This is a genomic window from Pseudomonas sp. BGI-2, assembly GCF_004310295.1.
GTDB lineage: Bacteria > Pseudomonadota > Gammaproteobacteria > Pseudomonadales > Pseudomonadaceae > Aquipseudomonas.
On record NZ_SISB01000045.1, the window covers coordinates 1 to 23,455 of the forward strand.

Annotated in this window: 25 protein-coding genes; 13 read left to right on the forward strand and 12 right to left on the reverse strand. The window is 56.6% G+C overall.

Annotated elements, in window-relative coordinates; all coding sequences use genetic code 11:
• Positions 1–368: hypothetical protein (locus tag EYC95_RS30380; protein WP_218568854.1), on the forward strand; the 368-nt coding region annotated here is incomplete at its 5' end.
• 177 nt (positions 369–545) lie between these two features.
• Here EYC95_RS30380 and EYC95_RS24775 read toward each other — a convergent pair.
• Together EYC95_RS24775 and EYC95_RS24780 are read right to left on the reverse strand one after the other, a co-directional pair.
• Entirely contained in the window at positions 546–980 is a 435-nt protein-coding gene (locus EYC95_RS24775; protein ID WP_131062660.1) for a GFA family protein, read from the reverse strand.
• Between the two features lie 47 nt (positions 981–1,027).
• Positions 1,028–1,969, reverse strand: a complete 942-nt coding sequence (locus tag EYC95_RS24780) for a carbon-nitrogen hydrolase family protein (RefSeq protein ID WP_131062661.1) — start codon at positions 1,967–1,969, stop codon at positions 1,028–1,030.
• Positions 1,970–2,073: 104 nt separating this feature from the next.
• Between EYC95_RS24780 and EYC95_RS24785 the strand changes: the two genes are divergently transcribed.
• Entirely contained in the window at positions 2,074–2,763 is a 690-nt protein-coding gene (locus EYC95_RS24785; protein ID WP_131062662.1) for a helix-turn-helix domain-containing protein, read from the forward strand.
• 58 nt (positions 2,764–2,821) lie between these two features.
• On the opposite strand, the gene cls is transcribed toward EYC95_RS24785, so the two are convergent.
• From cls to EYC95_RS24820, 6 genes are all read right to left on the reverse strand, one after another.
• Entirely contained in the window at positions 2,822–4,228 is a 1,407-nt protein-coding gene (cls, locus tag EYC95_RS24790; RefSeq protein ID WP_131062663.1) for a cardiolipin synthase, read from the reverse strand.
• An 82-nt stretch (positions 4,229–4,310) separates the two neighbouring features.
• Entirely contained in the window at positions 4,311–4,871 is a 561-nt protein-coding gene (locus tag EYC95_RS24795; protein ID WP_131062664.1) for a YSC84-related protein, read from the reverse strand.
• 450 nt (positions 4,872–5,321) lie between these two features.
• Entirely contained in the window at positions 5,322–6,044 is a 723-nt protein-coding gene (locus EYC95_RS24800) for a nuclease-related domain-containing protein (protein WP_131062703.1), read from the reverse strand.
• Between the two features lie 173 nt (positions 6,045–6,217).
• Positions 6,218–6,490, reverse strand: a complete 273-nt coding sequence (locus EYC95_RS24805; RefSeq protein ID WP_077749846.1) for a hypothetical protein — start codon at positions 6,488–6,490, stop codon at positions 6,218–6,220.
• A gap of 1,052 nt (positions 6,491–7,542) precedes the next feature.
• The gene (locus EYC95_RS24815; RefSeq protein WP_131062665.1) at positions 7,543–8,160 is read right to left on the reverse strand and encodes a pYEATS domain-containing protein; all 618 of its coding nucleotides are present in this window, start codon (positions 8,158–8,160) and stop codon (positions 7,543–7,545) included.
• 125 nt (positions 8,161–8,285) lie between these two features.
• Positions 8,286–8,729, reverse strand: a complete 444-nt coding sequence (locus tag EYC95_RS24820) for a DUF6130 family protein (protein WP_131062705.1) — start codon at positions 8,727–8,729, stop codon at positions 8,286–8,288.
• 323 nt (positions 8,730–9,052) lie between these two features.
• On the opposite strand from EYC95_RS24820, the gene EYC95_RS24825 reads away from it, so the two are divergent.
• Positions 9,053–9,328: a hypothetical protein gene (locus tag EYC95_RS24825; protein WP_131062666.1), complete on the forward strand. Its 276-nt coding sequence runs from the start codon at positions 9,053–9,055 to the stop codon at positions 9,326–9,328.
• Positions 9,329–9,397: 69 nt separating this feature from the next.
• Here the strand turns inward: EYC95_RS24825 and EYC95_RS24830 are convergent, their stop codons facing one another.
• Complete coding sequence (locus EYC95_RS24830; protein ID WP_305955876.1) at positions 9,398–9,901, reverse strand: hypothetical protein; 504 nt, start codon at positions 9,899–9,901, stop codon at positions 9,398–9,400.
• Positions 9,870–11,147 (reverse strand): flavohemoglobin expression-modulating QEGLA motif protein, encoded by a 1,278-nt coding sequence (locus EYC95_RS24835; protein WP_131062667.1) that lies wholly within the window; start codon positions 11,145–11,147, stop codon positions 9,870–9,872. Before EYC95_RS24835 ends, EYC95_RS24830 begins: the two co-directional genes overlap by 32 nt.
• A gap of 175 nt (positions 11,148–11,322) precedes the next feature.
• On the opposite strand from EYC95_RS24835, the gene EYC95_RS24840 reads away from it, so the two are divergent.
• A complete protein-coding gene (locus EYC95_RS24840; protein ID WP_131062668.1) occupies positions 11,323–13,182 on the forward strand; it encodes an ABC transporter ATP-binding protein in 1,860 nt (619 codons plus the stop codon).
• Positions 13,183–13,409: 227 nt separating this feature from the next.
• On the opposite strand, the gene EYC95_RS24845 is transcribed toward EYC95_RS24840, so the two are convergent.
• Positions 13,410–13,649 (reverse strand): hypothetical protein, encoded by a 240-nt coding sequence (locus EYC95_RS24845; protein ID WP_131062669.1) that lies wholly within the window; start codon positions 13,647–13,649, stop codon positions 13,410–13,412.
• 239 nt (positions 13,650–13,888) lie between these two features.
• Between EYC95_RS24845 and EYC95_RS24850 the strand changes: the two genes are divergently transcribed.
• The 9 genes from EYC95_RS24850 to EYC95_RS24890 all read left to right on the forward strand — a co-directional run bounded on the left by EYC95_RS24850 (position 13,889) and on the right by EYC95_RS24890 (position 22,612).
• Positions 13,889–15,247 (forward strand): MATE family efflux transporter, encoded by a 1,359-nt coding sequence (locus tag EYC95_RS24850; RefSeq protein ID WP_131062670.1) that lies wholly within the window; start codon positions 13,889–13,891, stop codon positions 15,245–15,247.
• A gap of 624 nt (positions 15,248–15,871) precedes the next feature.
• Positions 15,872–16,519, forward strand: coding sequence for a hypothetical protein (locus EYC95_RS24855; RefSeq protein WP_131062671.1), 648 nt, complete (start codon positions 15,872–15,874; stop codon positions 16,517–16,519).
• Positions 16,520–16,816: 297 nt separating this feature from the next.
• Complete coding sequence (locus EYC95_RS24860; protein WP_131062672.1) at positions 16,817–17,482, forward strand: phosphoribosyltransferase; 666 nt, start codon at positions 16,817–16,819, stop codon at positions 17,480–17,482.
• 113 nt (positions 17,483–17,595) lie between these two features.
• Positions 17,596–17,841: a LysR substrate-binding domain-containing protein gene (locus EYC95_RS24865; protein WP_256656998.1), complete on the forward strand. Its 246-nt coding sequence runs from the start codon at positions 17,596–17,598 to the stop codon at positions 17,839–17,841.
• A gap of 70 nt (positions 17,842–17,911) precedes the next feature.
• The gene (locus tag EYC95_RS24870; RefSeq protein WP_131062673.1) at positions 17,912–18,313 is read left to right on the forward strand and encodes a GIY-YIG nuclease family protein; all 402 of its coding nucleotides are present in this window, start codon (positions 17,912–17,914) and stop codon (positions 18,311–18,313) included.
• Between the two features lie 60 nt (positions 18,314–18,373).
• Complete coding sequence (locus EYC95_RS24875) at positions 18,374–19,135, forward strand: GIY-YIG nuclease family protein (protein WP_131062674.1); 762 nt, start codon at positions 18,374–18,376, stop codon at positions 19,133–19,135.
• Between the two features lie 34 nt (positions 19,136–19,169).
• The gene (locus EYC95_RS24880) at positions 19,170–20,918 is read left to right on the forward strand and encodes an SIR2 family protein (protein WP_131062675.1); all 1,749 of its coding nucleotides are present in this window, start codon (positions 19,170–19,172) and stop codon (positions 20,916–20,918) included.
• Between the two features lie 72 nt (positions 20,919–20,990).
• Complete coding sequence (locus EYC95_RS24885; RefSeq protein ID WP_131062676.1) at positions 20,991–22,118, forward strand: saccharopine dehydrogenase; 1,128 nt, start codon at positions 20,991–20,993, stop codon at positions 22,116–22,118.
• Positions 22,119–22,120: 2 nt separating this feature from the next.
• Complete coding sequence (locus EYC95_RS24890; RefSeq protein ID WP_131062677.1) at positions 22,121–22,612, forward strand: DUF2269 domain-containing protein; 492 nt, start codon at positions 22,121–22,123, stop codon at positions 22,610–22,612.
• Positions 22,613–22,652: 40 nt separating this feature from the next.
• Here EYC95_RS24890 and EYC95_RS24895 read toward each other — a convergent pair whose 3' ends face one another.
• Positions 22,653–23,399, reverse strand: coding sequence for an SDR family oxidoreductase (locus EYC95_RS24895; protein WP_131062678.1), 747 nt, complete (start codon positions 23,397–23,399; stop codon positions 22,653–22,655).
• Positions 23,400–23,455: the final 56 nt, after the last annotated feature.

Here is a 23,455-nt window from a genome sequence, read left to right on the forward strand (position 1 = left end):
GTGGTGGTGGTGGTGGTGGCAACGGAGGCGGTAACGGCGGTGGCAATGGCGGCGGCCATGGCGGTGGCACGGGTGGCGGTCACAGCGGTTCAGGTCACTCCGGCAACGCTGACAGTAATGGCCGTGGTAATGGACTGGCCAGCGATCATGCCGGCAAGGCGGTTCGAGACCGTGGTGAAAGCGGAAACCACTACGGCAATGATCGCGGAGAAAGTCGCGGTCATGGCTCTACGACTTCAGGCATCGCCCAATCCCGAGATACCCGCGGCGTCACAAAGGCCGGTGCCATTTCGACCTCGACCCCAGGCGATCACAACACCAAAGGGTTGCACAACGCTGCCACCTCAGGATCAAAAAAATCGCACTGATCGCGAGATTGAGCATCGGTGTGTGAATTGGCCAGGCGGTGAAATCGCATCGGTTTAACTCAGCGGCGATGATGGAAAAACGGGCGCCTTCAGGGTGCCCGTTTTTATTTGTTCCGCTGCTTGAGCGTCGAACAGACAGCAACCGGTATGGGATTCCAGACACTTAGCTTGCCCGCGCTATTCCTCCACGCTGATACCCGATCCGCCTAATTCACCGGGGACATCCTTCAACTTCGGCAATCCATCTTTGATCCGCAGCACCGTCTCCTGATAGTGAACGTGAACCCCCGGCGAGTACGCGAGATCCGGAATGACCGCGGCATACACATCGATCAAACCCATCTCGGGGTGTTCAGTGAACAGGTGCCCGCCGCACGTCTTGCACCACTTGCGATAACTGCGCGGTGTCTTGTTGTAGGTGCCGATGTTGTCGGCGCCCCGTGTCACCTGCACCGCGTCGGGTTTCCACAACGTGAAGGCGTTGACCGGCCCTGCTGACCAATGCCGACACGACTCGCAATGGCAATAGCCCATTCCGGCCGGCTCGCCGCTGACGGTGAACTCGACTGCGCCGCAAAAACAACTGCCCTTGTAAGACCGTTCATTGCTCATGACATGACTCCTTTATCAATGGCCAGTGATACCGACGTTGCCTTTGTTCACTCGTCGATATAGCGCACCGTTGTCGCCGGCGTGCGCCGCACCTGCAGCTCGAAAATGTCAGGGCGCGCGTAATGCCCGGTGACGTCGAGCGCCCGCCGCGCCGGCGCCACGAGTGCGACGTCGATGTCCGCATACAAAATGCCGGCCTCCCGGTGCAAGGGACCGGCCACGATCCGGCCTTGAGGACTGACCACCACCGAGTCGCCGTCGTTGATCCATTCATCCGGATCGGCAAACAGCTGCGTACGCGCCGGGAAATCCTCGGGGATGTCACTGCCGCGCAGCACGGTGCCACTGCCGAGCACCCAACAGCGGCCTTCAAGCGCAATGTGACGCATCGTGCTGATCCAGCCCTCGCCGGTGTCGTAGGTGGGCGCGACGTAGATTTCCACCCCTTGGGCATACAGCGAATAGCGCGCCAGCGGCATGTAGTTTTCCCAGCAGATCAGCGCACCCACGCGGCCGACCGGTGTATTGACCGTGCGCAACCCGGAGGCATCACCGAAGCCATGCACCATGCGCTCCGGATTGGTCGGCATCAGCTTGCGGTGGCGGTTGAGCACGGCGCCGTTCGCGCCGATAACGACTACGCTGTTATAGAGCGTGCCGCCACCATTGCACCGGTCGCATTCATTGATGCCGCACACGATCGTCACGGCATGAACCCTTGCGGCCTCGCACAATTGGCTCAGGTCACCGTTGGTGATATCGACGGCGTTGGCCAGCAGCCGCGTGTGCAACTGGCCGATTACAGCCCCGTCCTTTCCCGCCGCCAGCCGCCAGATCCAGGACGGGTAACCGGGAATGAACGATTCGGGCAAAACGATCAGCGAGGCTCCCGCCGTCGCAGCCTCAGCGACCGATTGCACGGCCCGGGCGATCGTCGCGCTGCGATCGAGCAGCACGGGCGGGCGCTGAATGATGGCTACCGTTGTCATGGCGTTCTCCTTTGGCTCTTGGCTTTCGAAGGCTTGAGCGTGCGCGTGGCGGAGAAGCGGGGCTAGTTCAAAAACTGAAGCGTTACAGTTGCGGAGTCCAGGCGATGGAAGAGAGCTACGGTCAGTTCTGCACGGTCGCGCGCGGTGCTGAAGCCCTTTGCGAGCGCTGGACACCTTTAGTCGTGCGCGAGTTGCTGTGTGGCAGTAAACGCTTCAATGAACTGCACCGCGGCGTACCACGGATGTCCACCAACCTGCTGACACAGCGGCTGCGCCATTTGGAAGAAATCGGCGTCATACACCGCACGGCCACCGGTAAAGTCTGGGAGTACAGCCTGACCGAGGCGGGCGAGGAATTGCGCCCCATCATCATGGCGCTAGGGCATTGGGGCGCGCGCTGGATCGGCAGTCGCCTGCGCGATGACGAACTCGACGCCGGATTGCTGATGTGGGACGTGCGCCGGTTTGTGCGCATCGAAACGTTCCCGTCCCGACCGGTGGTCATCCAGTTCACGTTCCGCGACGCGCGGCCCGGCGAGCAAGCGTGGTGGCTGGTGGTGGAGCAGGGTGTGGCGGATCTATGTCGCGACGACCCGGGCCGCGAACTGACGCTGGTCGTGGACTCCAGCGTACGCGCGTTGACCGAAGTGTGGACGGGCGACCGCACACCGCGGGAGGTGCTTCAGTCGCGAGAGTTGCGTGTGGATGGCGCGGTGAAGGATGCGGAAAGTTTGTGGCGCTGGTTGGGTACGAGTGCGTTTGGGGGTACTCGGAGTGCGGCAGTGACTCGGTAAGTTGACGAAATACCCATCAGGGAGCAGGAGAGCGCATCCCGGCGATGCGCCACTCGACTCAGAGCCAGTATTCCCAGAGTAGCGCCATCTGCTCTTTGGCTTTCACCGCGAGCGAGCGACGCTGCCACTTTTCCAGCTTGATTTCGTTCGACTTGGCCAGATCAGCCATGAATGCCGCCTGCATCTTTTTTCCAAACCCGGTGCCCAGCACAACCACGTTGACTTCATCGTTGTGCAGAAAGCTGCGCCAGTCGAAGTTGGTGGAGCCGACACTCGACCACACGCCATCGATGACTGCCGTCTTGACGTGGAGCAGCGCGTCACGGCGTTCGTAAAGCTTGACGTTGGCCTTCAGAAGCTCGCTGTAGTAAGCGCGTCCTGCATGAAACACCAGCGACGAATCAGTGCTGCTGGGCAGCACCAGTTTGACGTCGACGCCACGTGCCGCCGCCTCCTTGAGTGCCGCCAGCAACTGCGGATCGGGCACAAAGTAGGCGTTCGTCAGCCATATCTCGGTCTGCGCGCTATGCAGCGCCGAAATCAGGGTCGCGTAGATCAGGCTGAACGGCTCATCTGGCGAGCTGCCGATGGCGCGAACAACCTCGGTGCCTTTGCGCTCCTGTGGCGGAAAGTATTGGCGAGCGGCGAGCGGTTCACCTTTCTGGGTCGTCCATGTTTCGATGAACAGCTTCTGAAGATCCGCAACCACTGGCCCCTCGACGCGCAAGTCGGTATCGCGCCAGGGCAAATCACCATTGGGGCGAGTCTTCGAGTGAGAGCTGAACGAGCCCCCCGAATAGACGCTGCTGATGTTGATCCCGCCAAGAAAGGCAATACGGCCGTCCACTATCAGCAGCTTTCGGTGGTCGCGCTGGTTCACGTCCCAGCCCGCTTTGGCCGTCGCCGGATTGACCGGGTTGTACTCCAGCACCTTGATGCCCGCTTCGGTCAATCGAGCGAAAAACGCTGAGGGTGTTCCAAGGGTTCCGACGCTGTCACGGATCAGATTGACCTGCACCCCTTTGTGTTGCTGAGCGATCAGTGCGGCGGCGAAGCGCTGGCCGACTTCATCATCGTCGAAGATGTAGGTCTCCATGTTGATGTGGTCGCGCGCACCTTCCACGGCTTTGATCATCGACTGGTAGGTGGAGGGGCCGTCCTGCAGCAAGTCGACCTTGTTTCCTTCCGTTAGCGGACTACCGACAACGGATTCTTCGATAGCGAGGTGCACATCAAAGATGTTGGTTTCTGCGCCTGTGGACTTGAGTCGGTCGAGAATGGCTTTGCTGCGCTCGGCTGACAGAGGTCCGTGGACCCCGTCGAGTTGCACTGGCGCAGAGGGCGCGCGAGCCATGTCGGGCACTATTCTCGGCAATGTGCTGCAGGAAATCACCAGTGTCAGGAACACCGCCACGCACAGCGCCAGAAGAATACATACACCCTTGCATCTGGTTAGAAGATTCATCAGGCCACCTCTTGGCGAGGACGGTGATAACGCTCTGTCGGGGCGTCTTGCAGACAACGCAAGGCGCCTTGATAGACGGCTTTCAGCGCTTGATCAGGGAAATCTTCGTGCCCTCGATGCTGACTCCGGCCATTAACCCTTGCTGGTCAAATATGAACGCGTAGGCATCGTCCTTCAGCGTCGAACTGGACAGGTTCTTCGAGATCCCTTCATCCACTACAACGACGGTGGGCCCTACGCCGATTTCCCACCCCTTGGTCTCGCGAACATAGCTCACGGCTTTATCGGTCATGAGGAAAACCACATAGCCATACGACTGGGCACCTGCCTGCAGCCCCCATGACCCGGTGACGGAGTTGTAATAACCCTCAACTGTCTTGCCTTTGAACAAAACGCCTTCGCCATAGCTGCCACCAAACACAAGGCCGGCCTTGATGATTTTCGGGAAAACAAGTATCGCTTTGGCGTTGTGCGACATGGTCTCGGCAAAGGGATGAGTCTTGTAGAGCGTTTGCAACGCTTGCCGAGAGTCGGTATCCAGATCCTCGGCGGTTGCCGCACCGGCAGAGTTCATGAAACTCGCCGATGCCAGTGAGGCAGTCGCGAGGACGATGGATAGGAAGAACCGCATTGACTGAGTCATTTTCGTACTCCGATACGGGAGCATTGGATGTGAGCAGCAGTCTGCACCTGCCCCCGGCAGAATCCGAGCCTACTGAAATGATCCGGCGCACCCTACAGTGTGTGAACGACTGGCTTCGTCCTTGGATGAAATAGGCTAGAAGCCTTTGATCATTGGCGATGCCATCAACTGCTTTGACCTCTGGGGACGGGGCGGGTTCGTCGGTAAATACCGTGAGGTAGGGGAGGCCGGCCAGATGATTCTCGGATTTATTGCCTGTACCGGAGTTCAATGCTTCTTCGGCGGGTAGTTACCGCGTAAACCCCCGGACTTGTCGCCCGTTTTGCCAGGCAGGTTGGGCACAACCGGGCGGGATCTGGGCTGAGGGTTGGAGCGGCTACGGGGTTGAGGTTGTTTGCTCATTGTTCGCCTCCTGACTTTCAGAGTTGCGAAGTGGCCTCTTGGTAAAGCTTAGTTGTTGGGCGCGATGGGCTGCATCGTCCGGCACTTGGGAAATGTGCTGCATCCCCAAAACTGTTGACCGACCCTGGGACCGCTTTTGAATGTACGCACCACCAGCGCACTGCCGCAGCGCGGGCATTGGCGAGAGGCGGATGGATCGTTGCGCTGCTTGAGACGTTGCACATGCTCACGCCGGGTCGCGAGCGTCGGCGCCAGGCGACCTGCTTGCAGGGTATCCAACATGGCCGTCACCTGCGCCTCGCTGAACGCCGTTTGCTGGAAAGACTTGATGTAACGGACCCAGCCCCTGCCGCGGATGACATTAGCCGGCATCCTGGTCTTGAAGGTGCTCGGGCCGACAAACACGATAACCGAATGCACATATTCCGGGCCGATACCCAGCACGGCTTGCAGTGCCTTCAAGTGCTTGTAGTTCTGGTGGGCCGGGTTCTGGAATTGGAAGCGCTTCTTGTAGATCTGTTGCGTCCACTGAGCCTGCTTTTCACCACCAAAGATCCAGCCGCTCATGTTCTTGGTTTCCAGCACGAAAATGCCGAAGGGTGAAACAAACACATGGTCGATCTGCGTGGTGCCGTCCGGGGTGATCAGCGTCACGTCATGCAGGCGGCGGTAAACCTGACGATCCAATTGAAAGTGCGCGAGCGACCGTACTAGCTGTTCACCGAACCAGCCTTTGAACAGGCGAGTTTGCAGCAGCGTCAACACCAGCATTAGCGGTAGTAGCCAAATCAGGGCGTTGAGTAGGGAGGGCGGGATGACGGAAGTGTTCACATGGCAATCCTTTGCAGTGAGCGGTGGGTTTCGTCGTGTCGTCTGATGCTACGTCCCAGTAAAGCATTGCGGAGTACAAACAAAACGGGCGCCTGATAAGGCGCCCGTTTTCGTTACTCCGCCGCCTGCGCCCGCAAGCGCCGGCCGATCACATCCATCAAGTCACAGCCATCGCGCAACGGAATGGCCAGCAGTTTGGAAAAGTCCGTCAACACTACCGTGTCGCAACCGAGCTCGGCGCGGAAGGCGATGTTTTCCAGCACCTGCGTGACGGTGCGGATGCGGTAATCGGCCATGGCTTGCAGGACGTCGAGTGGAGCTTGGGTGTCGATGAGCAGGGAGGCCGGGATCAGGTCGATTCCGGTGAGGGGCATATATCTATTCATTTGAAGATCTCTGTTTGATTGGCTCAAGGCCGACACTCAGTCGTCGCCAAACGATTGGGTGACAGCTGTGCGCAGGTTGGCGAACCGGCACAGAGAAAACCGGCAGACCCGAAGATCTCCCGCGCACAGCCGCCATAATAGCGGCTTTGCGGGTGCGTTGACCCCTGCAATAAAGCGGATAGCCTTCGCATTCTCTATGATCAGGTCGCCAAACCTGAATCGCCATTTTGGGCGACGGGGCGGACTATAAGCTTCATTAGGTTAGGCGAGCAAGGAGCCGATTCCGAGATTATCGTAGGAGTTGAGACCAGGATTGGCATGGCCATTAAACAAGCGATATTTGCTGCCTCCAATCCGTATAGCCTTCAAATCGTGCGCAGCTCACGCAAAATCGTAGCCGCTTCACGCCAGGAGTCTCTTGAGCCAGTAAAATTGCAACCCGGAGGAGAAGCTGCAGCAGCGGGGAAAAAATGCAAGCCGAGAGACCTCAAGCGTGTCTGCGCTTTGGTACCCAATGCGACTATAAATGCATCAGAAAGTAAGTCTAGCTGCGGCGTCAGATAGCACGAAGAGCAAGCTCGCCAACATGATGCTTTGACCGATTTACCTTCTTCGGGAGCAGAACATAGGAGCGATTCTGTCATCCATGTCTTGCGAAGTTGGTCGTCAAATGATTCACCAGGAAAACAGAGATCCAGAATGTACCGAACATTACGAAGGAAAAGGTCCGTTCCATTTTTCATGCATAGGTAGGTGTACTCCAACGCTGTGTTCATCGTCTCTCATCACAGGGTTTCATTGGGTTGCCAATTTTCGAGATCTGGATGATCGAAGCATAGGCTAGAAGCGATGCAGCTTCGAATGACTGAATACCGAGCCGTGTACCCATTAAGCTGCTAAATGTGCTTTTGTTTAATTAGATTTCATATCTGATATTGGGTCGCCTCTATTTGTCCTTTGTTAGTCACTTCATCTGGTTTTAAGTTTCTGCTTGTCGCCGACGTTTTCCGAGCGCTGGCGGCGCATCTGGTAGGTGGATAGCTACTGCGTTATTATTTTTTATTGCCAATAGCGCCCATTTCAAAATCGACATAGCGACTAACGAATGCCTCATCATGATCAGTGAAATAAAGTTTTGCGGTACAGATGAAAGTGCCGAAAGCCGAGGTGCTAATTGGAAAACCCCTGCCGCGGTCGACGGAGATGAAAATTAGGTTCCCCCAGTGCGGCCCAAAGTAGTACTCGACTTTAGCAACGTTGCATAAAGTCCCGTCCTTATGAGTGATTAAGTAGAGATGGATGTCATATAACATTCCGGGGTTTTCGGATGGAGCTATACGATGTACAAGCTGGATGTTTCGATTGGGTTGATAGTACATTTGCCTCTGAATCTTGCGCTCATTATTTTTGTCAACGTAACTATCAAGTGCTGACTCGTCTTTGATGAGGTCGGCCGATGGTGATACATAGCTTTGTCCGAGCTCTATGGAAAATAATTTTAAAGCTGCCCCGGTTCTAAGTCTCCATGAGAAATGGTGAAGTATTTGTTGGATTTCTTTTTTAAATAATAATATTGCGAACAGTATTAGTGATATCCAAAGAATTGAGGGGAGGACAGGCCATATGCCTGAGAAAAACGAGAGCTCTGCGGGAGATGCGATATTTGCCATAATCTACTCCTGGATTGCAAGCAGTAACAGTGGGTTCAGTGAGGTCCAGTAACGCGGTTGTCTACTGTTGAACCACATACGGCAGGATTGCCAGCGGTGACCGAAATAAGTCATTCCCCTTTGTTTCAAGGTTTCTTCTCCGGAACCACAAAACTCACCTCCGTACTGGTCAGAATCTTATGACTCGGATCAGCCACTTCAAGAAGCACCTTATGAGAACCAGGCGTCAGCCCAACCAAAATAATCGGGTCTTCACTGGTGTGCGCCCATGTACCTTTCCAGTCGTCGACGGTCACGTGAAGGTGACCGAGCCGTGGTGATACTTCAACGGCCGTTTTGCCAAATACCGGCATCATCCGGGCGTGCTCGGTTCGATACTGGATGATGACAACTCCGCGGGCGAGCGGCGCGGGGAGCGGCGGATAGGCAATGAGTTTTGGTCCCGTCTCAGACTCCAATGGGAGTATGGCCGGTGGGGAATGGGTGTCTGCTACCTCTTGACCCCACGCGGCTATACAAAAGAAGGCACCCAAAGCAAATGTGGGTAGATTTCTGAGAGCGAGGGGCATGGCATTTTTCTCCCGCGTGATCTCATTCAAGGCTAGATCAAGCCGAGCCGTTGTCTATGCCAAAGCTGCCACGCTCTGCAAAACAGCCGAGTGGGGAGGGACAGAAAATGGGTGTTGAACACGATCCTTTAATGACTGTATTCGGCCAAATTTAGCCAGTGAATGGAGCGACGCAAAATGAGAGCTAAGCTTCCACCTACTGTCGGGCTTATTGAGCAGATTGGGCTTTCCGTCCATGGCGTATAACCGCCTTCAGCGGCCACCACGCCGTTACAACATCCTGCTGAGAGTCAGCCCTTCACCACAGCCTCGGAGGGGAGCCAATGAAACGTTTCGTCATGCTCATCGCGATCTCTTTGCTTACTACTGCTTGTCAGAGCACAAATGATAATGGCGTCACCCGATTGGACAATTGTGTCTGCTATAAATCGCCCGAGGGGCAACATTTGCAAGCATCGGAAATGGCTTGGAAAGACCCCGAAACGTTGCAGAAACAATTCTCACATTGCATTTGCCGAGCCTTGGTTGACCTGAAGAAGGTTGATGATCCCAGTAAACTTTTCGTACCCGGAACCGAGATAAGAACGGAACTGAAATAAGACAAGTGGTGTGGTGTTGCCGATCACTCACTGAAGGTGGCGTGCGAAACAGGCTGGAGCTGTCCGGGCTCAACGTCCATATTCAACGTAGGGGCCCAAGTCGAAACCTTGCGTATCCCAGTTGATTCGATAAACCACTTCTTTCCCTGACTTGATCTTGGCCGCAACGGTTTTGATCGCTGCACCCGCACATAATCCAGATTCGGCGAGCCCGGCACCGAGATTCACTTCACCGGCCGGCAAAACGAAAGACGCCTTCTGACCGGGACCTATCTTGGCTGCGCGCTGACCATCAATGTAGAACACGGCGTCACATCCCGCACCGACAAACCCTTCATCACGGAGGATGGTCAGGCGTCCCGGATCTTTCGTACCCTGGCTTTTGAACGCGTACATCTTGTCGGCCGGCACTGACCGAGCTTCAGAAACCCGCATAGGTGATGTTGCGCACCCGCCCAAAGCCAGCAAGAGCGCTGCCGTTGCGATAATCCTTCGCATGATTTTTCCCTCCTGAAACAGTGCGAATGTATCGGTACCGTGATCACATCGCGCTGGCATCGCTTTCGTGGTCATCGGCAAAGACCATGAGCACTTCCAGATCGAGCACATCCAGTTTTATCTGGGCGATAAAAGCGGAGAAGGCCAGGTTGGCGGCGAGTAGACGTAGATCGCAGGCCCAGGCCGGTACATAGGTGGGTCCCTGCAGCCAGCCGGACTCGAATAGAGGCGCCAGGCGTACGGTATCCGCCAGGCTGAGGCGTCCCGCAAACAAATGACCCACCAGTTCCGGCCGATTGTCGCGGATCGCGATGCGCAATAGGGTATGGACACCCAGCAAACCCGTCAGGTAGGCGGCATCCTTGGTAAACGCCGAACCACCCCGCAGGTCGGCGCCACGGAAGACCCGCTGGGTTGAGCGGAAGGACTCCTCTTGCGACTGGCCGGCAGCAAGAAAACCCTCGAAGACCTGTATGAAATCGGCGCCGTCCAACGCTTGCTGGACCGCCAGCACGCGCAGGGCCAGGCGGCGCAAGCGGCTGATGTCCATACTGCCGGTGAACAGTTCTGCCAGGGTGGCAATACCTTCCTGAGTTTGAGTCGTGCGGGGCGCTCCCAAACCCAGGCTTTTTAGGTTGGGCTGGAGCGCGCCATTTTGGGCGGTAGCGACATGCACGAAGGCCTCATGCTGCAATAGCTGATTTTTATCCAGCTCAGAGAACAGTGCGCCGCTACGCAGACGAATGCGGCTTGCCCCGGCGATCGCCTTGGCAGCGAGGGTCGGGTCAAGCACGACCGCGACCCGGCCCTCGCCAAAGAAACGGTCCAGTTCCGGCTGCATCCAGGCAGCGAAGGCCTCGGCCGGGATATCAGCCTGAGTCGGTGGAATCCGGGCCCCCCCCAGCAGGGCGTCGGTGGTCGTGAGAAAGAAATGGGCCGCGTCCAGCATGCTGAGTTTCTGGCCCGGATAATAGAAATCCGGGCGCCGGTACAACGCGGATGAATATTGAGTGAAGGCGGGAGTGCCAATCGCACCGAGCATACGTCCAGCCGTGGCATAGCTACGCGCTGTCATGGCGAGGTAGTTCCCGGCTGGATGCCCCTGATCGCAACGCCCGATAAAAGCTTCCAGGGCGGCTATGTCGGCGCTGTGCTCGCGTGGGTGCTGCTCGACTTCAGGCAATGCTGCTTTGCCTGCGCGCCAATGTGCCAGGAAGACTTCCTCGACGCCATCCGGCCAGGACAGGGCATCCAGTACGCGGATCTTGCGAGCCAGACCGGGTAGAGCGGCATCCAGTTCAGACAGGGGGGCGCTGCTCATGGAGTCTTCCTTGAAAGACGAGGTTCATTCGAAAAAGCTTAGCCGTTCCGATGCGTTGCGTTGTAACCGGTCAAGGGGCCTTCTGCTGTTCAGCGCCATACCTCAACTTCGCAAAACCCTCAAAGCAACCGTTCAATGACAGAATCTCCTACACTTGATCGTTTTGGAGACCACCATGCTTCGTGCGTTTGAACGAAGACTCGACCCTTTTCCTCCTGACGAGGTACCACCGCCACCCGACGGCCTGGCTCGCTTCCTGTGGGCCTGTACCCGGGGCGCCCGCGGTTACATCCTTGCGCTTGCGCTGCTCAGTGCCGGTGTGTCGATTTATGAAGCCTGGCTGTTTTCCTTCCTCGGGCAGGTCGTGGACCTGCTCTCGACCTGGCAGGCAGGCGGTGAAGCGGCAGAACAGGAGAGCCGCGTGTTGTGGGGCATGGGCATCGTCATGGTGGCCAGTGTCGGGCTGGTGGCGTTGCGCACCATGGTGCAGCACCAGATATTGGCGATTAACTTGCCGTTGCGGCTGCGCTGGGACTTCCATCGCCTGATGCTGCGGCAAAGCCTGTCGTTTTTTTCCGATGAGTTTTCCGGCCGAGTCACTACCAAGGTGATGCAGACTGCGCTAGCGGTGCGCGACGTGCTATTCACCCTTATCGAGATCGCACCCGGGATCGGGGTGTATTTCATTGCGATCATCGCACTGGCCGGCGGCTTCGCTCTGAAACTGATGCTGCCTTTCGTTGCCTGGATCGTGTTGTTCGGTCTGGCCATGCTGTACTTCGTACCCCGCCTGGGAAAAGTCGGGCAGGAGCAGGCCAATGCGCGATCGATGATGACCGGGCGTATCTCAGACGCCTACACGAACATCACGACGGTGAAGCTGTTCTCCCACTCCAATCGTGAAGCGCACTTTGCGCGTGCAGCGATGGAGGATTTCAAGCAAACCGGCTTTCGCCAGATGCGCCTGGTCAGCCAGTTCGAGATCGTCAACCAGGCATTGGTGGTGGCGTTGATCATGGCAGCAGGTGGTTATGCCCTGTGGCTCTGGCACCAGGGTGAGGTCGGCGCGGGTGCCGTAGCGGCAATCACCGCCATGGCGTTGCGTATCAATGGCATGTCGCACTGGATCATGTGGCAAATGACCTCACTGTTCGAGTGCATCGGCACCGTTCAGGATGGCATGGAGACGCTGACCCAAGGCGCCAAGGTGCAGGACGCGCCGGGAGCGGGCGTGCTGGTGACCTCCGGCGGCGCGGTAACCTTCGATAAGGTGAGCTTCAACTACAATGGCGAACGCCAGGTGCTTGATGGCCTGAACCTGAGCATCCGTCCGGGCGAAAAAATCGGCCTGGTTGGCCGCTCTGGCGCCGGCAAATCCACGCTGATCAACTTGCTGCTGCGCTTCTATGACGTCGACAGCGGGGAGATTCGCATCGATGGCCAAAACATTGCACACGTGACGCAGGACAGCCTGCGCGGCGCCATCGGCATGGTCACGCAGGATACCTCCCTGCTGCACCGTTCCATTCGCGACAATATCGCTTACGGTCGTCCCGATGCGACCGACGCGCAAATTCGCAGCGCCGCGGCCAATGCCCAGGCCGACGGGTTCATCAGCCAACTGAGCGACCGGCAAGGCCATACCGGCTACGACACCCTTGTGGGTGAGCGCGGCATCAAGCTGTCGGGCGGCCAGCGCCAACGCGTCGCGATTGCCCGTGTGATGCTCAAGAACGCCCCGATCCTGCTTCTTGACGAGGCCACCAGCGCGCTGGATTCGGAAGTCGAAGTGGCCATTCAGGAAAGCCTTGATGAAATGATGCAGGGCAAGACCGTGATCGCGATAGCCCATCGGCTGTCCACGATCGCGGCCATGGACCGGCTCATTGTCATGGATGACGGTCGCATCATCGAACAGGGCACTCACACCGAATTGCTTGGGAAGAACGGTGTCTATGCGCGGCTGTGGCACCATCAAAGCGGAGGGTTCCTGGGTGAGGATAAGGGAGTGGTCGAGGCTATGGATCAGGTGTGAGGGTGTGGGGAGCGCAGCAGGAGAGATGTGAGCGGGCAGCGGGGTGCAATCGATGGTGGGTGACCGTGAAGCGTAAAGCCACTTACTTCGGCCGCAGGTCACCGCCGGGTTGGCGGTTGCAACCAACACGTAACTAACCAAGCCTGAAATTTTACGGCTATTGATAGCTATCGAAGGCAACACAGCCTGAAGTAGCTAGGGCGTAAAGCCCTAGCAGATAGCAGATATCACTTTTTCTTTTTCGCCGGCTTTTCTGCCTTCTCTGATTTCTTAGCCTTTTCTGGCTTGCTATCAGCTTTTTTTGCAGATTTCTTTGGTTCGGCGTCTTTTTTCTTGTCTTTCTTTTCGGAAGATTTCGAAAGAGCCGAGGCCGCAGCTGATTTCTTTGCCGGTGATGACTTTTTGTCTTTCAAATCCTTGCTGGCTTTCGAAGCGTCACCTTTGCTTTTCTTCTCGTCTTTAGCCACGTTGAACACCTCTTAGAGTATGCCGGTATTGGCAAATTGCCTGTGGGATTATCCACACGCTGATCATTAGGTGAGCGCGTCTAAAAGCGGTTCAGATTATTTTGATGCGTAGAGACAGGCTTCTGGCCGAAAGCTGACATCGTCCATACTCTCCAAATCTTCGAAATCGGAGCGAGTTGGTGTCCGCTCCCTAGCGTAGAATTCGCAAATTGCCAGCCCCACCCCGAGACGGACCCTCAATGCAAACCCACACAACCAACCACCCTCTCTGGAAAACCTACCTCCTTTTCCTGGCCCCCATGGTCCTCTCCAATTTCCTCCAATCCATGTCGGGCACGATCAACAGCATCTACATCGGCCAAATGCTCGGCACCCAAGCCCTGGCGGCCGTCTCCGGCATGTTCCCCATCGTCTTCTTCTTCATTGCGCTGGTCATCGGCCTCGGCGCGGGCGCGGGTGTGCTCATCGGCCAAGCCTGGGGCGCCCGCGAGCCGCATCTGGTGAAATCCATCGCTGGCACTACCTTGCTGCTGGGCGCAATGATCGGTCTGGTAGCGGCGATATTGGGCAGCGTCTTCGCAAGACCCGCCCTGCAAGGCCTCGGCACTCCGGCCGACGTCCTCGACGACGCGGTGTCCTACGCCCACGTCATGATGTGGATCATGCCGTCGCTGCTGGTCTACGTGCTCTTCACCCAACTGCTGCGCGGGGTGAGCGATACGGTGTCGCCGCTGATCGCGTTGGTGGTGTCGACGTGTATCGGCCTGGCGCTGACACCAGCGTTGATTCGCGGGTGGTTCGGGTTGCCGATGATGGGGATTCAGAGTGCGGCGTATGCCGGGTTGGCGGGTAACTTGTCGGCGATGGGGTGGTTGGCGTGGAGGCTGATTCGCAAGGGACATCCGTTGGCGCCGGATCGGGAGATGTTTGCGGCGATGCGTCTGGACCTGGTGATTCTCGGCAAGGTGTTGCGCATCGGGTTACCGACCGGGTTGCAGATGGTGGTGTTGTCGGTGTCGGAATTGGTGATTCTGGCGCTGGTGAATCAGCACGGTTCGCAGGCGACGGCGGCGTATGGGGCGGTGACGCAGATCGTCAATTACGTGCAGTTTCCGGCGTTGTCGATTGCGATCACCGCATCGATTCTTGGCGCTCAGGCGATTGGGGCAGGGCGGCTTGAGCGTATGGCGCCGATTCTGCGTACGGGGCTGTTGATCAATGTGTGCCTGACCGGTGGCCTGGTGGTGTTGGGTTATCTGTTGTCGCACTGGTTGCTGGGGTTGTTCCTCACGGAGAATTCCACCCGGGCGATGGCGGAGCATCTGTTGCACATCATGCTGTGGAGTCTGTTGGTCTTTGGCTTCCAGGCGATTGTCGGCGGCATCATGCGCGCCAGTGGTTCTGTGATGGTGCCGATGGCGATTTCGATTTTTTGCGTGGTCGGGGTGCAGTTGCCGGTGGCGTATATGCTGGACGCGCGGTTCGGCTTGCAGGGTGTGTGGATGGCGTTTCCGGTGGCGTATCTGGGGATGCTGATGTTGCAGACGGCGTATTACAAACTGGTCTGGCAGCATCAGAGGATTGAGCGGTTGGTGTAGGGAAGCGCCCCAGCGATCTGTCCCTGATCGATGCCCGGCACTGCGACGCAAGTTCTGCCAGTAATCAGGTCTTCACCTTCCTCGGCGAGTGGAAGGGTAAAAGTATGACTGTTTCAGTAGGGGAAGGCCCTAAATGCGAGCCGCTCGTTATTGAATTTTTCGTAAGTTACCTAACAACTAATGGATCCAATAAACAATATTGGAAGTCCCTGTAATTCACCAGCTCAGTTGTCATGGGGCTGACAGAGAAGTTGATACGTTAGTACCGGCGTTTGGGACGTTCACAATAGCCGCCGTTTGTCGGTGGGCTGCTCAAAAAATGAACATTCCGGGATCCCTGGCCTCTGATCCTGCAGCACGTCACCCAAGACCTGCTCCTGCAGCCGCAGAAAAGAAGTGGAAAATAAACCTCAAGGGCATTGAATGCTAATGGGGATTTTTTTACCTGAAATTCAGGAGGCAATAAATAGCCGGTCATTGATTCGCCAGGCAAATCAATGGGCTAAGCAGTGCCAAGTCTATGATTTGGCATATCTTATAAAAGTATGATCGCACAGGCTTTTGAAACGTTGGATGCCCTGTTAACTATCGATCTGTACTATCGAATAAGGTGGAGAAAGTACCGTGGCGATAAATACAATTATGAGCCTGCTCGAAAATAAAGAGTTTATGGAGTTGTTGCGATTGGGCGTTATTTACGTTCATTTAGTGGCGTGTTGTGTGGCCATTGGCTTGGTGTTGACCAGTGATATGGCGATGGTTAGAGACCTGTTAAAACGAAAAACATTGACTGAACATGATAATGCTCACATGGAAAGTCTTCAGAAGTCTGTCATCGTTGCATTGATAGCGTTGTGGGTGACCGGCATCGCCGTCATCGGTATTGATTACCTGGAAAAAGGTATGAATTACTTTATGAATCCAAAGCTTCACGCCAAAGTGATTATTGTCGTGTTGCTGAGTTACAACGGCATCTTGTTGCATCGCCTGGTATTGCCCGCACTGCAAAAGGCGGGCTCCCTGCTCAATCTCGGGTTCAGCGCACGGATGATGGCGCTGTTCTGCGGCTCGCTGTCGGCCGTGTCCTGGATGTATGCGGCCATGCTGGGGGTCGGGCGCCCGTTGGCCTGGAAATACTCTCTCTCCGAACTGTTGATGGCGTATCCGCTCCTGATTGCACTGGGTTTCGTTACGATGCTGGCATTGACTCAGCGTCTGAAAATACAGGACTCCATCGTTATTTCTCCGCGGACAGTAGCGAACGCACGGTAGGCCGGTTCACTGCGTAAAACTTGCGGGCTTGTCCTGAGTCTGAAAGGTGCGACCTTCTTTGTGCAGGGGATTATTAAAACCTGCATCGGGGAGGTCGCTTTGTTTTGAGTCAGAAGGCCGGATGCTTCCAGACTTTAAACACTTCTGTAAAAAGCCCTGTATGAGTTCGCGCTGACGCCGGTGCATACGTTCCGGTGCATGGGTGGCTGAACTTGCTGTCAGCCACCTTCAGACTGACAATCATGAGTGACCCTATGACGCAAACCGACAGGCGTGATCGCCTGAGGAGGTTTTCCAATGAGTCCCTCATCGCCCACCATTCTGCAAGACCGGGCCGCAGCCGGTCGGCGTCTCGTTGAACCGCTGCTCAAATACGCTCATCGCCCCGACGTCATTGTTCTCGCCTTGCCCCGTGGCGGGGTGCCGGTGGCCTATGAAGTGGCCATCGCCCTGGAGGTTCGCCTCGACCTGATGCTGGTGCGTAAGCTCGGAGTGCCGTCCCATGAAGAGTTCGCGATGGGCGCGATTGCCAGTGGCGGCATACAGATCCTCAACGAACACGCACTGCGGGTGCACCCGATTGATACGGCTACGTTCGATGCCGTGGTTGCCCGGGAAGCCCGGGAGCTGTTGCGACGTGAGCAGGCTTACCGGGGAACGCGGGCGCCGGTGCAGCTCAAGGATCAGGTGGTGATTCTGATCGACGACGGCCTGGCGACAGGCGCCTCGATGATGGCGGCGGTCCACGCGGTGCGGGTGCATGCGCCGGCTCGGATTGTCGTCGCCGTGCCGGTTGCTCCGATTGAGACGGCGGAGGCGCTGCGCAGTGAAGTGGATGAGCTGATTTGTCCGTTGATTCCCGAGTGGCTGATGTCGATTGGCCGTTGGTACATGGATTTTTCCCAGACTTCGGATGCGGAGGTCATCAGGTTGTTGCAGCGGGCGTGGCAGAAAACATCCTGAAACGGAGCTAAAAGCATGGGTAGCAATGGGCCACTGGGCGGCCCATCCTTATGAGCGATGAATTAATAATCACCAGCCCAAACCTTCGGCCTGCGTGAGTGCCACGGTAACGCTTGTTCGATCCGGCCCTGCTGAAAGATGCGTTGTGTGCCGGTGAAGGGCTGAGCCTGGGGATGGATCAAAGCATGCAGGCCGATGTGGAAGCGGGGCGGTTGTGCCTGGTGTTGCCTGAATGGATTGGACCGCCACAGGATCTGAATGCTGTCACGGCGCGCGAGCACTTGCCGTCGCCGAAGGTCACGGCGTTTGTCGGGTTTTTGAGGCGCGGATCGGAGAGGGTTCAGCGCTGGACAGAGTGATGGCTAATTAGTAGCCTCGGGCCGCCGATGTTGTCGGCAACATGAAGCTGCCGAAAATTTGAGATGAAAGATGCCTATTTCCACAACTGTACTACGTGACTCTCTGGCGACCACCGCAGCCATCGCGCGCTCGTGGTTTGAAGACTGTGCAGAAATTAAAACCAGAAAGCAGTTTGAAGCTCGCGGGGAGTTGGGCGATGCAGGCTTGGGGGCTGTTTACGTTTACTTCTCGGAAAAAGGCAAGGCTGTCTACGTGGGCGAGACAGGCAGGAAAGTCAAAGCAAGGCTTCATGATGAAATGTCGCCACACAAAAGTAAGGACTGGTGGAGTAGTTGGTCGTATATGCGTTTTGTTGCACTTGAATGTGATGTCGATCGGCTGGTGATTGAATCGTTGCTGATCGCTATATATGAGCCGGGTGGAAACATTAAACCTAAAGCGAAAAACATTGGATCGCTGTTCCCTCTGTAGCTGGGTCAGGAAGCTTCATCTTAAAGGGTATTCACACGGGATCAGGGACGCCAATCGATCATGACTGCACGAGACAAACAAGGCAGAGAGCTTTACCGACATTTTGATGAGACCGATAAAATGCTTTATGTCGGCATCTCTCTGAGTACCGCCTCGCGGCTATCGCAGCACCGACGGTCTTCCCAATGGGCGGATGACATTGCCTATATAAAAATCGAACGGTTCCCCACTCAGGCGTTGGCTGCCGAAGCGGAAAAGCAAGCAATCATCCGCGAGAACCCGATCTGGAATGTGGTGCATAAGCCTGTCCAAGTGACTGCGGGTGTACCGGCAAGTCGGGAGAACTCCAGGAAGTCCAGGCAAACAACCTATCCCTTCGATGTTTCCAATGTGGCGCGGTGTCTGCGTGAAACAACCGCATTGGTTGCCCGTACGGTGGGTTATGCCAGCCATATTTGCCTGGAAAAATTTCCCGGGACCCATTCGTTTGTCAGCGTGATTCTGGAGATGAAAGAAGCGGTCTTTTCTGAAGAACTGCGACTGGATCAACTCTTCAATGCCGAATCACCTGAACCCGCACCGGGGCGACGATTCAGATTGATCACACAAACCACGCATCATGAGCCTGGCACTGTCGTAGACAAGTGTGATTTCACCCTTATTACGCCTCAGTGGCTGTCTAAATTGTGTGAGGAGTGCCTGAGGCGGCGCGACGATTTTGATCAGGTGTTTGAACGGGATAACCAGCCGGCGATTGCCGAATTCGCGCGGCTGTTCGAGACATTCAATACCCATTCCGATTTTCAATGCAGCGCCGGCTGAAGTCGTTGCACATTAACTTTTCAAGGATTACCTGGTGGCATTGATCTCTGATGACGCTACATCGCGACTGGCATTCTCCTTGGCGGAGAATAAAGGCGTTTACGCTGTTCTGATCGGTTCCGGACTGTCCCGTTCAGCCAAAATCCCGACCGGTTGGGAAAATACCCTGGATTTGGTCAGACGTGCAGCAGAGGCCCGCGGTATTGGGCCGCAGCCTGATTGGGCGGCTTGGTACAGGGCGACAGAAAACGTTGAGCCAAACTATTCGACATTGCTCGCAGAGCTGGCAACGACGGCGGCTGAGCGTCGGGCGCTGATCCAGGCCTACGTGGAGCCGACCGCGCAAGAGCATGAGAATGGCGAGAAGATTCCCACCGCGGCTCACAAAGCACTGGCTCAGCTGGTCAAGTCGGGTCATGTACGCGTCGTGATCACGACTAACTTTGACCGGTTGATGGAAAATGCGCTGCGCGAGATTGGTATCGAACCGACGGTCATTTCCTCTGAGGACGCGCTCTCAGGTGCCGAGCCATTGATCCACGCCAGATGTTATGTGCTGAAGCTGCATGGTGACTACAAAGATACGCGGATTCTGAATACTGAAGATGAGCTTAATCGTTACCCGGACGCAGTAAACACACTGCTTCATCGACTGTTTGATGAGTTCGGTTTGATCGTTGCCGGTTGGTCGGGTGTGTGGGACGAGGCCTTGCGCACCGCAATACTGCGTGCCGGCGGCCGGCGCTATACAACGTTTTGGCTGACGCAAGGCGCCCCTGCTGAACGGGCTGCGGCGCTTATTGCACATCGCAGTGCCATCTTGGTGAAGGGCACCAACGCTGATGGGTTTTTCACTCAGTTGAAGAACAAAGTGCACACAATTGCCGAGTCCAGGCTTGAGAGTCCGCAAAGCATTGAACTCCTTGTCGGAATGGTTAAAGGCTTTCTTGGCAAACCGGAACACCTGATCCAGCTGGATGAGCTGATTGCGCAAGAGACCAAGCGACTTACTGAAAACCTGGAAGTGTTGATGGCAGATATGCCGGCAAAGCCGGTTTCGCATTTGATTACGACCTGCGAGCAGCTAGTCGAAGGTCTGGCCCGCGTTGCTACGGTTCTGGGACGATGGGGGAAGGACATCGACCACTCGCTAATGCTTGAAGTGATCAAGGCGTTATTGAGTTTCGCTCAGCAGTCCAGTGCAAGTGACCTCACGTTAAACAAGATGCGGATGTACCCGGCATTTCTGATCTTCAACGCTTACGGGGCAGGTCTTTCGAGGGCAGGGCGTTGGGAAACCATGAATAAACTGGTCAACTATTCACTGGTCCTTCGGTCGTCTCCGACGCGAGTTGCAGGAGCGCTTTTCTGGACCCTCGCTTTTGAAGCATCGACAAAATCGGTCTGGAAAAATTTAGCCGGCTATGAGCAGTTCTCTTCGCCGTTGAGTCAACGTGTATGCGTACTCGTTTCACAATGGGCAGATAGTTTTCTGGGTGCTGCTCATAATGCGAAGGTCCAATTTGCACGCTTCGAGTTATGTTGCGCCTTGAACCAGACCCGGTGGGATAGTGCCAGGCGATCCAATTTGTTCCAGCACGGCGCTGATAAAGTGGTTGTTGGTGTTTTGGCGGAGGACAGGGAAGTGTTCGAAGAGATCCGAAACGAACTGGTCGGAGGAGAAAGCACGCCGGCATTTCTAAAGGCAGGATTCAAAACGATGGACGAAGTGTTCCTCGACAGGCTCTTCAGAAATATCCAGAGCCACTTTCAACCCAGCTGATTACTGATACTCGAAGTCCTGTGTCGGTTGCAGGAATCAGCTACACGATCCAATGGTCAAGGAAAGCGTTAAATGGCACTCAGGGTGATGGTGATCGGTGGCTACGGAAATTTCGGCAGCATCGTTTGCAGGCATTTAGTCGCGATGCCGGGCGTAGAACTGGTGATCTCGGGCCGCGACTCATACAAGTTGAAGTGCAAGGTTGATGAACTCAAAACCCAGTCCGGCCGTGTCTGCGAGAGTTGGTGCGGCGATGCCATGGGCACCGGGTTCGGGGCAACGCTGAGCGCGATGGGCATTCAGTGGGTGGTCCATACCGGCGGCCCGTTTCAGGGGCAATCCTATGCCGTAGCGAAAAGCTGCATCGACGCGGGCGTGAGCTACTGCGATTTGGCGGACTGCCGCACCTTCGTCAATGGCATTGATGTGCTCGACGCCCACGCAAAGCAGGCCGGCGTGGCCATTCTCAGTGGTTGCAGTTCAGTGCCGACGCTGTCGTCGGCGCTCATCGACCAATACTGCTATCGCTTCAAACGCATCGACTCGATCGAGCATGGCATTTCTTCCTCGGCCCAGATGCCGGGCCTTTCGACGGTCGAAGGTGTGTTGGCCTACGCGGGTAAACCGATCAAGCAGCTCAAGAATGGCCAGGTGCACGAAGTGTCGGGCTGGCAGGACCTGACCTTGCGCAAGATGCCTCAATTGGGGACCCGCGTTCTGTCCAATGTCGATGTGCCGGACATGGATATTTTCGCCGGCCGCTACGGCGCGCATACCTTGAGTTTCAAGGCAGGCTCGGGACTGAAACTCGGTGGCGTGGCCAACTACGTGCTCGCCGAGGCGCTGAGAATCGGGCTGGTGCGTGATTCTGCGGCTTGGGCGGCACGGCTGCATCGCTGGGGGACGTGGTTCGAGCGATTCGGCGATGGCCTGAGTGCGATGTACATCGACGTCGAAGGGCAGGGCGTTGATGGGCAACCGCTGTCCATGACCGTGCAATTGACGGCGCACAACGACAAGGGCCCTGAAATCCCCAGCTGCGCGGCCGTCGCGTTGGCGGCAAAACTGGTCGCGGGTTACGCACCGGCCCCCGGCGCCCGTCCTTGTGTGGGCGAGATCAGCGTCGACGAGTACATGGCCGCGATCAACGACCCGGCCAATCTGCACTTGTCCGTGCGCTTTACTGACGAGCAGGGCTGAGCATGCTCTATCTGTGCCTGAAGTACCTGCACGTTGTTGCCGCGATATTCCTGTTCGGGTTCGGCATGGGCTCGTACCTCTATTTGATCGCGGCCAGTCGCACGGCCAACCCGCAAGTCATCGCGCACGTGGCCAGGATGGTGGTGCGCTTCGACACCTGGATTACCACCCCGGCAGGCTTTATTCAGATCGCCACGGGTTATCTGCTGATGAAAGTCTCCGGGCTGCCCATGTCCACGGAGTGGATTCTGACTTCGTTGATCATTTTCCTGTGCGTGGGTTCGCTGTGGCTTCCGGTGTTGGTGCTGCAGAAGCGCCTGCACGTGATAGCGTTGAGCGCGGTGGAAACCGGCGAGGGGCTCGACGCGCAATACCGGTCGGTCTACAAGAAATGGTTCTGGATGGGCGTGGCGGGTTTTGCGGGGATGTTTGTGATCGTGATGATGATGGTCACGAAGATGACGCCGATGCAGCTGGTTGAGGCGGTGGTCTAGCGCAACGGCCACGCCTCACAGTTTGACTTGGCTTTGTCATCTAATGAGTCTCAAGCCAGTCCTGAAACCGCGTCGCGCCGACGATGGGATTGACGCCCGGTGTCAGCGACTGGTCATTGATCGGCGCACCAAAGTAAGGAACCGTGTCGTCCGCGACGGTCTGGCGCGGGTCCTTGGTGTGCTTCAGGTAATCGCTCGCGAACTCGATGAGGGGGCGGTTTTCAGGGCCGGCCAACTCGACGGTTTGATTGATCGGCGCTTTCAACGCAATGTCCGTCAGAACCGCCGCCACATCAGCCGAGGCCACCGGTTGCAGCGCGGCGGACGTCAAATGAATGGTGTCGCCTTCCTCGCGCCCGGAGTGAGCAATGGCATGGATAAACTCGAAGAACGGCGTGGCCCGCAGGATGGTGTAGGGAATACCTGACTTCTTGATGAGTTTTTCCTGGGCCATTTTCGCCCGGAAGTAACCACTGTCGAGCATCCGCTCGGTGCCGACGACCGACAGGGCAATATGGTGTTTGACGCCGTCGATCTTCTCCGCCGCGATCAGGTTATGCCCGGCGGTTTCGAAGAAGTGCAGCGCCGCGTGGTCCTCGAAAGAGGGCGAGTTCGCCACGTCGACCACCACGTCCGCACCTTTTAACGCCTCCGTCAGCCCTTCACCGCTGATGACGTTGACGCCGGTGCTCGGCGACGCCGCCAGGGCTTCATGCCCCAGGTCCTGCAGGTTCTGGCAGAGCTTGCTGCCGATCAGCCCGGTGCCACCGATGACGACGATCTTCATGTCCAGTCTCCCGATGCGGTGAGTGCTTCAGTCATTAAACACCTGCGCGGGTGGCG